The organism is Bdellovibrionales bacterium (genome assembly GCA_016714165.1).
Taxonomy (GTDB): Bacteria; Bdellovibrionota; Bdellovibrionia; order Bdellovibrionales; family UBA1609; genus JADJVA01.
This window is the reverse complement of the sequence record JADJNU010000001.1, coordinates 1,022,799-1,035,667: the sequence shown is the minus strand read 5'-3', so window position 1 is coordinate 1,035,667 and position 12,869 is coordinate 1,022,799. Positions and strand designations below refer to the sequence as shown.

At 45.2% G+C, this 12,869-nt stretch carries 13 protein-coding genes; 8 read left to right on the top strand and 5 right to left on the bottom strand.

What is annotated here, in order from left to right; genetic code table 11:
* The first annotated feature begins 28 nt into the window (after nucleotides 1-28).
* Genes IPJ71_04620 through IPJ71_04605 form a run of 4 tightly spaced genes read left to right on the top strand, consistent with a single transcriptional unit; the run spans nucleotide 29 to nucleotide 3,272 of the window.
* Complete coding sequence (locus IPJ71_04620; GenBank protein ID MBK7842966.1) at nucleotides 29-910, top strand: hypothetical protein; 882 nt, start codon at nucleotides 29-31, stop codon at nucleotides 908-910.
* Between the two features lie 56 nt (nucleotides 911-966).
* Nucleotides 967-1,404, top strand: a complete 438-nt coding sequence (locus IPJ71_04615) for a hypothetical protein (GenBank protein ID MBK7842965.1) — start codon at nucleotides 967-969, stop codon at nucleotides 1,402-1,404.
* Between the two features lie 53 nt (nucleotides 1,405-1,457).
* A complete protein-coding gene (locus IPJ71_04610) occupies nucleotides 1,458-2,498 on the top strand; it encodes a hypothetical protein (GenBank protein MBK7842964.1) in 1,041 nt (346 codons plus the stop codon).
* A gap of 3 nt (nucleotides 2,499-2,501) precedes the next feature.
* Complete coding sequence (locus IPJ71_04605; protein ID MBK7842963.1) at nucleotides 2,502-3,272, top strand: sulfite exporter TauE/SafE family protein; 771 nt, start codon at nucleotides 2,502-2,504, stop codon at nucleotides 3,270-3,272.
* A 42-nt stretch (nucleotides 3,273-3,314) separates the two neighbouring features.
* Here the strand turns inward: IPJ71_04605 and IPJ71_04600 are convergent, their stop codons facing one another.
* Entirely contained in the window at nucleotides 3,315-3,497 is a 183-nt protein-coding gene (locus IPJ71_04600; GenBank protein MBK7842962.1) for a hypothetical protein, read from the bottom strand.
* A 99-nt stretch (nucleotides 3,498-3,596) separates the two neighbouring features.
* On the opposite strand from IPJ71_04600, the gene ettA reads away from it, so the two are divergent.
* Nucleotides 3,597-5,276 (top strand): energy-dependent translational throttle protein EttA, encoded by a 1,680-nt coding sequence (gene ettA, locus IPJ71_04595; protein ID MBK7842961.1) that lies wholly within the window; start codon nucleotides 3,597-3,599, stop codon nucleotides 5,274-5,276.
* An 8-nt stretch (nucleotides 5,277-5,284) separates the two neighbouring features.
* On the opposite strand, the gene IPJ71_04590 is transcribed toward ettA, so the two are convergent.
* Entirely contained in the window at nucleotides 5,285-5,866 is a 582-nt protein-coding gene (locus IPJ71_04590) for a DnaJ domain-containing protein (GenBank protein ID MBK7842960.1), read from the bottom strand.
* A 320-nt stretch (nucleotides 5,867-6,186) separates the two neighbouring features.
* Here IPJ71_04590 and IPJ71_04585 point away from each other — a divergent pair, with 320 nt between their 5' ends.
* The 3 genes from IPJ71_04585 to IPJ71_04575 all read left to right on the top strand — a co-directional run bounded on the left by IPJ71_04585 (nucleotide 6,187) and on the right by IPJ71_04575 (nucleotide 9,035).
* The gene (locus tag IPJ71_04585; protein ID MBK7842959.1) at nucleotides 6,187-6,558 is read left to right on the top strand and encodes a hypothetical protein; all 372 of its coding nucleotides are present in this window, start codon (nucleotides 6,187-6,189) and stop codon (nucleotides 6,556-6,558) included.
* 191 nt (nucleotides 6,559-6,749) lie between these two features.
* Nucleotides 6,750-7,508 (top strand): type I methionyl aminopeptidase, encoded by a 759-nt coding sequence (gene map / locus IPJ71_04580; protein MBK7842958.1) that lies wholly within the window; start codon nucleotides 6,750-6,752, stop codon nucleotides 7,506-7,508.
* A 168-nt stretch (nucleotides 7,509-7,676) separates the two neighbouring features.
* Nucleotides 7,677-9,035, top strand: a complete 1,359-nt coding sequence (locus tag IPJ71_04575; GenBank protein ID MBK7842957.1) for an adenosylhomocysteinase — start codon at nucleotides 7,677-7,679, stop codon at nucleotides 9,033-9,035.
* A 302-nt stretch (nucleotides 9,036-9,337) separates the two neighbouring features.
* Here IPJ71_04575 and IPJ71_04570 read toward each other — a convergent pair whose 3' ends face one another.
* The 3 genes from IPJ71_04570 to tnpB all read right to left on the bottom strand — a co-directional run bounded on the left by IPJ71_04570 (nucleotide 9,338) and on the right by tnpB (nucleotide 12,855).
* Nucleotides 9,338-10,093 carry a hypothetical protein gene (locus IPJ71_04570; GenBank protein ID MBK7842956.1) on the bottom strand — a complete coding sequence of 252 codons (756 nt, stop codon included), beginning with the start codon at nucleotides 10,091-10,093 and terminating at the stop codon, nucleotides 9,338-9,340.
* A gap of 275 nt (nucleotides 10,094-10,368) precedes the next feature.
* The gene (locus tag IPJ71_04565) at nucleotides 10,369-12,090 is read right to left on the bottom strand and encodes a B12-binding domain-containing radical SAM protein (GenBank protein ID MBK7842955.1); all 1,722 of its coding nucleotides are present in this window, start codon (nucleotides 12,088-12,090) and stop codon (nucleotides 10,369-10,371) included.
* Between the two features lie 366 nt (nucleotides 12,091-12,456).
* Entirely contained in the window at nucleotides 12,457-12,855 is a 399-nt protein-coding gene (tnpB, locus tag IPJ71_04560; GenBank protein ID MBK7842954.1) for an IS66 family insertion sequence element accessory protein TnpB, read from the bottom strand.
* Nucleotides 12,856-12,869 lie beyond the last annotated feature (14 nt).

Sequence of the window (12,869 nt, the reverse complement as noted above, 5' to 3'; positions counted from 1 at the left end):
GACGTCTCAGGCCTCATGGAGGGGGAGAATGAGTTCGATGGCTTCCGAATTGGACAAAAACCCTAGATTGGCCTGGCTTCATCGGGAGGACATCAGACCCTACGTCTTTGTTCGAGAAGAGAACAGGATTAAGAATCCGGGTTCTGCTTATTCGCTCAATTGGTTCACTCATTCTCCGATTTATCTCAACCCTTTGTGTATGGATTCTCGTGATTTCGGGAATCAGATCATGAAGATGGAAACGCTGGCATTTGGACCAAGCGGGATGCCGATGCCCCGCTGGGTTTTTTATGACTGTGCGGTCATGCCTGGATTTGTGGCCGGATATGCGCATCGGACGTCGACTTTGGCCCCAAGTGTGAAGGAAATACTCAAGGTCAATGAAGATATACCATGGACGCCAATATCACTTTTTATCATCATTCCCACAATGGGGATGGGGGAGTGGGTTGCCCACAACTTAACTTCAATCAATGCGCTTGTTCCGTCAGAGCACCGTTTGTATGGGCTCGGTTTTTTGAGCAAGGCATTTGGACTATGGCACGCGAATATCGAAATATGTTGTGGGATGACGCAGTGGCAAAGCCCATCCATGCGTCTTCACAGTCACTACGGCCCATTTGAGATATTAACTTCTTACACCCCACTTCACTCTTATGCTCACAGCCTCACTTATCGTCTTCGAGTGGACACTGAGTACTGGCGAGAATTCTTTGGTTTGGCAAATGTGGCCAGGAACTTCGAAGCTCGTTTCAGTCGAGCCTCCTTTATGGTAGACTCTAAGCAGGACTCGAGTTTAAAACATTTGCAAATGAAAATTGAAAAGGGTGAGGGCCCATTTTATTTGAGTGCAAGTGAAATTCGGCAGAAGTCCCTAGATGATTCTTTACATGTGTATCAACCACGCTAAAGGCCATGTTGGCCCGAGGCGTATTTACCCCTAGCTGAGGAAGAGAGACAACCAGAATGGAAGAAGAAATAAAGAGTCTGCCCGAAGTGGCAAAGCGAGTATTTCTTGATTGCAAGAAATGTGAATGTGGACGCTACCATGTGGTTGTGGCTCATCTGACTAAGAGTTCGGCTAAAGTCGAATGTGAAGTGTGTAAGAGCAAAAAAACTTTTAAACTGGAAAAACCAAAGAAAACTCCAGCTGAAAAGGCAAAGACAAAATCGGCTCGGATTGCGAAGGCCGCACCTGCCAAACAAATGGATAAGTTCACGGAGCTCAAGGGTAAATTTGGTTCTGGAAATATTTTGCCCTACAAAATGACGGTTTCGTTCACTTTGAACTCAGCAATTGATCATCCTAAGTTTGGATTGGGAATTGTGACTGAGGTTGGAAGTAATTCCATCCAGGTGACTTTTCAAGATTTAGATAGATCGTTGGTTCACGGGCGCCACTAAAAACTTTCTCTGTGAGCCGTAAGCTAAAGGCTGTCGGCTGTGGATTGTAAAAAATGCGCTTTTTGACTTACAATCTTTGGCATGGTCTTGATGGCCGCGGGCGTCTGTTCTTTGGTGAGCTGGAACCTCGAGGGCGCAGATTGCTGAGAGGACAGGCGCAGGTTCGCAGTTTGCGAGTTTGGAAACCGGATATTTTGTTTTTTCAGGAATTCAATCCAGTCTTCCCAGCAGCTTATTATTTTTCGTCTGAATTGCAGTTGTCGCACATTGAACAGCTCGACTTGAGTGGAGTGAAAATATTTGGGATTGGTCCTCCTTTTAATCTCCAATCCGGCTTGTCCATTATGGCCAAGCCGGATTGGAGGTTGAAATCCTTGGGTGGGCTGAAACTCAGCGGCAGGTGGCCATCGAGTCGTGGACCTTTTTCCTTGCAATTTGAAGAATCCAGATACGCCCTCTTTGGAGAAATTCAACACCCGAGCTGGGGAAGGGTATTATTAGTGAACCTTCATCTTCATCATGGCGTCGAGTATGAGTCTGAATGGACGGAGCTAATTGATCGGTATGTGTCGGAGGGATCTGTCAGCGAGTCCGTGGGACGCTCTATCAAGATGGATTTGGGGAAAGGAGATAGGCGTCGTTTGAAAGAAATTTGCCGGGTCTTTGATTTCCTTAAGCCCATTCGAAATCGTTATGATTTGGTCGTTCTAGGAGGAGATTTTAACAGCGGTCCTCAAAGCTTAGTGGCAAAAAAAATTTTGGACTTGGGCTTCAACGATGCTTGGGCGCTCGGAGGTTCTGGCGATCTTGGGCTGACATGGGATCGGGAAAAGAATCGAGAGAATCATTTGCTGAATGGTTCCTTCCGGGCCAATTTTGAATTTGAAGTGAAGGGCATCCCTGGTGGCCTTGAACGGGCTCTCATTGAAAGGGTTCGGCACAGTGAAAGATGTGCGCGACGCATTGACTTTCTTTATTTCCGTACTTCTCATTCTTACAAGTTAAAGGCCGATCTTTTTAAGGGACTTGATCCTGGGGGCAAAATGGTGGGTTCCGATCATTTTGGAGTAGGCCTCGAATTGACTCGAGCCTAGTTCATGGAATCATTCTCTATTCTCATTTTAGGTTTTTTTGTGGGGATTTTCTCATCCTTATTTGGGATCGGAGGGGGAGTTCTCATTGTACCGTTCTTGCCGATGATTACCGTCTTGAATGCCCGGGAAGTCATAGGAACTTCGCTATTCACTATTTTTTTGGTCTCCTTGAATAATACGATTAGCTTTCATCGGCAGAAAAGTGTGGACTGGGGTGTTGCTCTTCGAGTTGGACCCTTGACGGCCCTTGGATCTTTTCTGGCTGCCTATTTGACTCGATGGCTGCCCCCTTCTTGGCTGAAATTTATTCTGGGAACAATTCTTATTTTGTTTGTGTGGCAGGGACGAAAGGATGCTGTGGCAGCAGCTATACGGAAGGGAAATCGTAAAATTTATCTTTTGATTATCGGACTTATGGGTGGTGTTGCGTCGGGAATCAGTGGTCTCGGGTCTGGTATTATTGTGTCACCGATGTTATTGGGATCAAAGTTAGTTGACCACAGAAGGGTGAGTCCAACGACGAATGCAGTGATGATTTTTACCACATTTTTTGGATCGATGGCGTTTATTGATTGGCCTCGCGGGGAGGACTTCTTGGTGTGGGGGATGGTGCACGGAGACAAGGCCCTTCAATTATTTGCCGGAGCCTGGATTTCAGGTTTGGCCGCCCGTCGAATTCAACAGCGGATCCCCGAACGTCCTCGTCGAATCATCTTGATGAGTGTGTTGCTGGCGCTGGCTCTCAAGATTTTTTGGGATGCCTACCAATCGTAGACGAGCCATGATAGTTTGGATAGTTGATATGGTTGAGACAGTTTAGAGCGATAACTCTTCAAGCTTGTGTTTCAATTGGGCGAAGAGGACTTGTTTTCGACTGAAAGGATCTTGGTGCTTTTCGATGGGGATGTCTTCAGTCAGTTTCCACTTCTCAAGGCGTTCGAGTCCGCGCTCACAGGCCTCAAAGAGCCGCTTTGTTTTTCTATCGAGATATTTCCCCATAGCTAAGTTTTAAAAACATCGGGTGCTTTTGACAAGACAAATCAAGGTGAGATAAGCAATAGTTTTGGTCGGTGAGAAAATCAAACTAAGGAGGCCTTTATGGCAGAAGAGATTATTTATACCATGAAGGGCGTGGGCAAGGTGTATCCGCCAAGCAAGTATGTGCTGAAGAATATCTACCTTTCCTACTTTTATGGGGCGAAAATTGGGGTGCTCGGCTTAAATGGGGCTGGAAAATCCTCTCTTCTCAGAATTATGGCCGGCGTTGATCATGATTTTCTCGGGGAAGCTTTCCCTGCCAGGGATTTTAAAGTGGGCTATCTCGAGCAGGAGCCTCATTTGAATGAATCCAAGACCGTTCGAGAGAACGTGATGGATGGCCTTGGCGAGATCACAAAGCTGTTGAGCGACTTCCAAAAAATAAGTGAGGACCTCTGTGATCCAGATTTAGACCCCAATAAAATGGAGAAACTCATTGAAAAGCAGGGTTCGATTCAAGAGAAAATTGAAGCTCTTGATGGATGGGAGATAGACCAAAAGGTTGAGCAGGCAATGGAAGCTCTTCGGTGTCCGCCGGGAGACGTTGCCGTCACTCATTTGTCAGGAGGAGAAAAGCGACGAATCGCACTTGCTCGTCTCCTGTTGTCAAATCCAGACATACTGCTCTTGGATGAACCGACAAATCATCTGGATGCGGAATCGGTGGCGTGGCTTGAGGGATTTTTGCATAAATTCCCTGGGACTGTTATTGCCGTTACGCACGATCGCTATTTCTTAGACAATGTGGCGGGCTGGATACTTGAGTTGGATCGTGGAGAAGGGATTCCTTGGAAGGGAAACTATTCTTCATGGCTTGAGCAGAAGGATCGAAGGTTGGCTCAGGAGCAAAAGTCAGATGATCGGCGCATGAAGTCTCTCGAAAAGGAATTGGAGTGGGTGAGGATGGGGGCCAAGGGTCGCCACGCAAAGGCAAAAGCGCGTGTATCAAACTATGAGGCCATGCTCAAGGAACCAACTCAGGAGAAACTAAAGGATTTGCAAATCTATATTCCTGCCGGCCCTCGTCTAGGAGAAATTGTGATTGAGGCGAAAGGGGTTAGGAAGGGGTATGGAGACAAGCTTCTGATTGACAACATGGACCTCTCTATTCCGCGGGGCGCCATTGTGGGAGTGGTCGGTCCGAACGGGGCTGGAAAATCAACTCTGTTTCGAATGATCACGGGAAAAGAAACTCCAGACGCCGGTACATTTAAAGTGGGTGATACAGTGAAGATCGCGCACATTGATCAAAACCGCGATCAACTTCAGTTGGATAGGACCGTTCACGATGAAATCTCAGACGGAAAGGATGTTGTCGTGTTGGGGGGGAGAGAAGTTCCCTCTCGTGCCTATGTCTCTTGGTTTAACTTTTCGGGAGGAGATCAGCAGAAAAAAGTGGGGATGCTTTCTGGAGGAGAAAAAAATCGCCTTTATTTGGCTAAAATGCTTAAAGAAGGTGGCAATTTACTTCTATTGGATGAACCGACGAACGATTTGGATGTCAACACCATGAGAGCGCTGGAAGATGCATTGAACGAGTTCGGAGGCAGTGCGATCATAATTAGTCACGATCGATGGTTTTTGGACAGGGTCTGCACTCACACTTTGGCCTTTGAGGGAGAATCTCAGGTTTATTGGTATCCGGGTCCTTACTCAGAATATGAGCAAGACTTAAAACGGCGACTTGGAACTGATATCCTGGTACCAAAGCGTATCCATTATAAGCTGTTGACTCATTAAAGCCAAAATTATTTGGCTGTCAGCACTTTATTTAGAGAATCATAAGCTTGCTGCAGGGATTTAAATGTCTCCGGGCAGCCACCCTCGCGATCGGGGTGAAACCTCATTGCTAATAGGCGATAGTGTTTTTTAAGCTTCTTTTTGGTCAATGGAGAAGAAGGAGCGCTTCCCAAACGGCGAAAGACTTCGAGGTCCACCCACAACTCTAAGGGAAGTTTGGATATTTCAACTGAGAATTCTGCTTCTGAATCTGGACTTCTGGTCAGAGGAGATTGACGTTCATTTTTCTTTTGTGTGGAATCCGTTGGAGCATCTTGCTTTAGGAACCAATTGAGGCTTGTCGTCCCATCGGAGGCTCCCTTGTTGTTGGACTTATTTTGCTTCTGTCGGCTATAGATCTTGTGTCCTTGCACCGAGGAGCGAAGGAAATTTGTGCAGATATCGGGTCTAGCTCCTTCGGAAAAGGCTATCTGAAAGTGCTTCGTCGAATCCTCTGAACAGCGGGAATAGAGCGGTTTTGATGGTATGATTGGATCTGAATCTTCCATTTTCTTCTTTAGAATGTCTCTGAAGGAGAAATGTTCACTCATGAGAACTCTTCGGAAGTAATCCCACAAAATTCAATTTTAGAAGGGAATACTGGGCTCGAATAGAGCCAAAACACGACCTCTGAAGGGGAATGCATTGCGAATGAAGAGCCAGTTTCACTCAGAAAATTGACATATTTCACAGCGGAGATAGTTGTTGAAGAGGTAAATTTCGGTTTTTCCCTCAGAAAAATGTCATTTTCTCTCGGAAAAATGAAAATAATCACAATTTTCTTTGGACATCTGTTTTCAAATAAGTATCATCAGAGTGTTCGATTTAGCCCAATAGGAATATCCGTTAGTACAACGGGGAGGAAAAAGAAATGGCTAAGAAAAAGAAGGCAACAAAAAAGAAGGCAACTAAAAAGGCCACGAAGAAAGTAACGAAGAAGGCGACAGCAAAAACAGCCAAAGCCACCAAAAAGGTAGCTAAAGCTAAAACAAAGCGTAAGCCAAATCCAGCATTTATGAAACCTCTGCAGCCTAGTGCTGCTCTGGCTGCAGTCATCGGTGCTGGTCCGATCCCTCGCACTCAGGTAGTGAAGAGACTTTGGGCTTATATTAAAAAGCATGGTCTCCAAGATGCAAAAAATAGACGCAACATCAATGCCGATGCCAAACTGAAAACTGTTTTTGGCAAAAACACGGTTTCGATGTTTGAAATGACAAAAATTGTCAGCAAGCATTTGAGCTAACTGGCGATTCTCAGTAAGAGTTGATAGGGGCTCGTACTTGATTAGGTACGGGCTTTTTTTTTGATTTTGGATTTGTGGATTTGTGGTTTGGTTTTTGTTCATTATAATGTTGAATGCCGCGGTTTCTTTTCGAATCCAGGTTGCCCGCTCGAGGGTGGCTCTGCTATTAAGAGACTTATGAATGAGGCATTATGACTCCTATAGCGGCCAATGAAATACGATTGATGGAAGATGTCTGTCAGCTTGCGGCACGAACGCTTTCAAACGTGAGAACCTATGTTCGTCCGGGGATCACAACCAATGAGCTGGACAAAATAGTTTACGATTTCACCCTAAGCCACGGAGCTGAGCCTGCACCATTGAATTACCATGGATACCCTAAGTCCATATGCACATCCGTCAACAGATGTGTGTGCCATGGTGTTCCTGATGATATTCCTTTGAAAGAGGGGGACATTGTCAATATCGACGTAACGACTCTTAAAAATGGCTTTTTTGGAGATACCTCTGCCACTTTTTATGTGGGTCAGGTCTCAGAGAGAGCGATTCGGATTACGGAAGCGGCCGAGGAGGCAATGTTCAAGGGCATAGAGGAGGTGCGGCCGTATGGAACGACGGGAGATATAGGATTTGCTATTCAGAGGTTCTCGACGAAAAAGGGTTACTATCCGGTGAGGGAAATTGGTGGACATGGCATCGGAAAGAAGTTTCATATGGATCCTTTCGTTCCTTCTTACGGAAAGCGTGGCAGGGGCGACAAGTTGATTCCTTTTACCTGTCTGACCGTCGAACCCATGATCAATGAGACAGCAGCGCCAATTATTGAGTACTCAATACCTAACTCTTCAATCAAATACTATGACACTGGTGATGGAACTCTCTCAGCTCAATTTGAACATACGATTTTGATAACTGACAAAGGCTATGAGATCCTCACCCTTCGAGACTGAGGCCTGCGAGAAAAGCGAGTAAAGCGAGTAAAAGCTCAAATGGTACCTTCGCGATCTCTTGATTTTTTGAGGGGAACCAGTAAACTGCGGGCCCGTTATGCGTATCTATTCTAATTTGCTGCGAGACCATCGAAAACTAAGGAGAAGAAAGTGCCTGAGGTGACAAATATGACGATCAATACTCCAAAGAAATCACAGACTCAAGATCCTGACTATCGCGTGTGCTCTGAGGCGATGAATGATCCCAAAAAGTTTGCGGAATTGGCCCGCTGGGGTCGTGAGGAAATTAAAATTGCAGAAACAGAAATGCCGGGTCTCATGGCCCTGAGAGCCGAATTTGGCGCGAAAAAGCCTCTGAATGGAGTTAAGATCACTGGGTGTCTTCACATGACCATTCAGACTGCTGTGCTGATAGAGACGTTGACTAGCCTCGGGGCTAAGGTTCGTTGGAGTTCTTGCAATATCTACTCAACGCAAGATCATGCTGCTGTTGCAGTTGCGGCGACAGGAGTGCCAGTTTTTGCTTGGAAAGGAGAAACAGAGACTGAGTTTAACTGGTGTATTGAACAGACGATTCTTGGTTGGGGAGCTGATGGATATGATCTGATTCTTGATGATGGTGGCGATTTGACTAACATGATGCACGAGCCTCGCTTTGCCGATGAGCTAAAGAAGATTGTCGGAATTTCCGAAGAAACTACAACAGGAGTTCATAATCTTGAGAAAATGCTCAAAGAAGGTCGTCTTCGAGTTCCTGCCATAAACATCAATGATTCAGTGACAAAATCAAAGTTTGATAATCTCTATGGGTGTCGTGAGTCGTTGGCTGACGGGATTAAGCGAGCGACAGACACGATGGTCGCTGGAAAAGTTGTAGTTGTGGCCGGATATGGAGACGTTGGAAAGGGCTGTGCTCAGAGCATGCGCGGGTTTGGCGCGAGAGTCCTTGTCACTGAAATTGATCCCATTTGTGCTCTTCAGGCGGCAATGGAGGGGTTTCAGGTCACCACCATGGATGAGGCCATTCCCCAGGCGGATATTATTGTGACTGCCACCGGCTGTTGCGACATTGTGACAGCCTCTCATTTTGAAAAAATGAAAACTGGGGCAATTGTTTGTAATATTGGTCATTTTGATATTGAGATTGACATGGCTTGGCTGAAAAAGAACTCATCTTTCGTTGAAATCAAGCCCCAGGTTGATCTTCACACTTTGAAAAACGGGTGCAAAGTAATTATTCTTGCCAAGGGTCGTTTGGTGAATCTTGGTTGCGGGACAGGTCACCCTTCTTTTGTCATGTCCAATTCGTTTACAAATCAGGTCCTTGCACAAATGGAACTTTGGAACAATCGTTCGGCCTATTCCGAGATTGGTGTCTATCGGTTGCCAAAAGAGCTCGATGAGAAGGTTGCCGCATTGCATCTAGATAAGCTCGGCGTGAAATTGACGACACTATCGGAGAAGCAGGCAACCTACCTTGGATTAAGTCCAAAGGGTCCATTTAAGCCAGGGCACTACCGATATTAGTCTTGGCGCAAAATCGATTGGGCCTTCTTAGGCCCCCTAGATTAATTGGAGAAATGGGCCTCGTGGTCAGCTAAGAGTAAAGCGAGGTAAAAGATGGAAAAAACCCACTTTTAAGGTCAAGAATTCATAATCTGGCGATCTAAGATTTTGCTTAGGAGGGTCTAAATTCTGCGAATTAACAACGTATTTACATCTTACTTCTTGCAGGAGACGAACTTACCCGATTGATGTTCCTTTTTTTCCTGATTGTCATCTGAAGTTCGGATCTTTTTCCAGAAGGTCGGATGGACGCCACCGAATATCTAGCCGAAGTCAAAAACTAAAAAGTTAAGACTATCAATATCAAGACCAACATTAATCTTACGAACTGATCCATCTATTCCCTGTCTCTTGATAAAGTCTAGGTAGCCTTGATTAACCAATTCCTTTTCTTCGCTATTCAGTTTTTCTGAATCCAAGAGGAATTGAACTGGAATAACAATAGGCTCAGAGAGCAATATTAGATCACCCTCTTTTTGATATTCAACAATCTCCACTCTGGGAGAGGGGACTTTTTTGTCATTGAACTCTTTAATTTGTTGAGTAAGTCCTTTTGAAAGTTCCTTGCCTGGATTATATATTTTCAAAACAAATTGTGATCCTTCGTGTTCAACCCAAAAAACATTTCCTTCAGTCCCCGCTCCCAGTGGCTGAATGATTAAATAAGTTATACCGTTTATAGTTATGGACTCTTCTTTAAAAATAAGACGATGAAACATCCAATTAAAATGGTTCATTTTATTGTTGAATTCATTCTTTTGTTTAACCAAATATTCAGATTTAAGCTTTCGCAGTTTCTCTACTAAAGAACTTTTTTGATCGATACCTAAATCAGAAAAGATTCGCTTACCATGATTCGAAAGGATACCTTGACAAGTTGAAACAGGAGGATCGATTTCAGCATATGCAAAATGAGAGACAATAATTGTCATTGCCTGGATAATAAATACGAAATTTGTCAAATAGTGACAAAATTCTTTAGCTTTTAAACAACCTAATAGGCGAATAATAATTTCCATAAATCATTTGAAGCAAATTATATACCTAAATACCAATGAAGTGCGAATTGACTCATAGGAAATCGTACCGAAAGGGGTAGTTGCCTCGTGATGGGGCGATTGGCCGGCGGTTGGCCCTTAAAACTGTAGGCCTAATAACTTGTTTCATGGTGCGCAAATACTTGCCCTTGCGTGCGCGGCTCGCGAGTTGGCAGGAGTATTTTCATTTTGTCAGTGCATTGGCCGGAGAGATTGTGCTTTACATCATGTCGATCGCCTCACAGATTATATCCACATTAATCAGGAGGAGGCTCTCGTTGGTTAACCCGGTGCTCATGCCCGACTTGTGGTGCAAGAATGGCATGAGGAGGATGGATAGAGATCTCAGTGTCAGGCATTTTTAATAGACAGTCCTGAAGTTTGTATTTGATCTCTTCATCATCGGGATTTTTCCCGATCCAAGCCTCAAAGTACGGTCTGGCTAAGTCATATTGTTTCATGTGGTGGTAGTAGTTGCCGATGAGACGGTCACGGTCAAGAAGCTTTGCATGGGGATAAGTGGTGCGTACCCCAAGCTCTACTGACAATTTGCAAAAATCTTCAAACCTCCTGAGGCGCACGAGAAGATTGTTGGTGCCGTCGAGAGTCTGCCAGTATTGGTCTCGAGTGGGGCTCGGTATGATGCCAAAATTTTCAGGTTCATCGTATCCGGGAGTGCCTGGCGTAAAACCACAAAATGCGGCACTTGGGTTAACTACACCGACATTGTCTCTATGTCGGCGTAAAAAGTCTAAACTGGCGCGCGCGTCGTCATCGGTTTCGCCGGGCATGCCAAACATGAAGTTGTAGGAGCAGTCCAAACCGGCCTCGCGTGCCTCTGAAACAAGACGGTCAATTTCGGTGCCTTTTGATAAGATTTTACCAATACTCATCATCAGGCTGGTCGTTGAAGTCTCAAGTCCGTAAGCCAAACATACGCAGCCCGATTGTTTCAATTTTTTAAAAAGCTCCAAAGTCATCTCTTTGCGAATCACGGCCTGCCCGGCCCAGGTTACTTGTATTTTACGGGCAATCAACTCATCAGCGAATTGCTCAAGACGCTTGATGCTGCCGTTAACCAGGCTGTCTTGAAAATCTACATGATAAAAGGCAGGATTTAAATTTCTCTGATATTCGATTTCATCAACGATGCGTTTGGCGCCATAGCCGCGGTAGGTATCCCAAAAAACCTTTTCGCTGCAATAGATGCATTGGTTTGGGCAGCCGCGGCTCGACATCAGAGGCAAGCGGTTCGGCTCCTTATATAGGTCGAGTTTAAAGTCAGAAAAGTCAGCAAAGGGCAATTTTGATAATTCACGAATGGGTTCAGCTTTGCCATTGTTAATGATATTACCGGTTTCATCCTTCCAGATTATACCGGGTATGTCGGCAAACGATGCTCGATCGACATTGCGCTTGAGCAGATCGCAAAAGATGAACTCACCCTCGCCCAGCGCAATGGCGTCGACGTAAGTCTGACATAATATGTAGTCACCTGCCATATTCAAACTTGCGTGTGGGCCGCCAAACACAATTTTTAATTCGGGCCGACGGGCCTTTAACAATCGAGCATAAATAAAACTCGATTCGAGACAAGAGGCATAAACGCTGAAGCAAATCAAAGGGGCGTCAGTGGCTAGAATTGCCTCGACGTGCTTTTCAAAAAGCGCCCGATGATTTTGAAAATACTCATTCACGCAACTGATGTTGTTCCAGAACCATTGTGACTGATCAATGTCCCAAATGTGTGCGTACTTTTCAGTGCGCAGAGTGTGGTGCTCAATATTTAAGTCTAAGGCTAAAATTCTATAGCCATTGGCACGGCCAAAAGATGATAGCGATGCCAGCGAAAGTGGTGGAGTCTCAACGCCCCAGCCGGGAGCTTGAATCAGTACGGCATCTGGAGCCGCAAAATTGCTCTGAGCAGATCGGCTGGAAAAGAAGACGGGTGCGGTTTTGTTTAGTGGTGCACTACTCATCAAGTAAACAGAGGTAGTTGCCTACCCCTTCTCCTCACAGAACCGGACGTGCGCAATCTACGCATCTGGCTCTTCGGGTTAGGTTTCCTTACTGTACCGAGTCGACTTTCAAAATCAATCACAATGATTCCTAGCGAGGGTTTCGGGATCTGGTTGAACATGAGGCGTCAATTGAATAACTCCCAGGTGAATGAGCGTCTTTGGCTGCGACGGTTTAGCCACTTGAACAGAAGACCCATACACGCAAAGAAAAAGTGCGAGAGTTTGGCCAGGTTGTAGCGTACATCGTCTCTCTGACACACATTTTCAGTGAGATCTCATCGAGAGAGATGATCAAATTTTGTCGAGCTAGGAATATGTTTAAAATTAATTTGTTCCACAGTCAAACCAAAACAGATTGCAACTCTTGCCGCGCTGGGAATGTTTTTTCCTCGGAGAATCGATAAATCCTTTCTCAAAACTTGCGCCTTCAAAAAACAAATCAAACCCCTTCGCCGTTAAAATAATCTCGCCCCTAAACATGGGATTAAGGCGACTGAATGTTCCCTGATTCATGCGCTTGCACAAAAACACCATTCTTGTGCCATTCCAATACAAGCACTTAATCGAGGTTTTTCGCGAATTAATGAACACAAATAAATGGCCCGAAAGGGGGGCCTTGTTCAAGACCCCCTTTGCCTTGGAAAAAAGTGTGTCGTAACTTGCCCGCATGTCGGTGGGCTCTTTACACACTAGAACTTTTGTTCTTCGATTGAAATTGATCATGAAACCTTTTATAG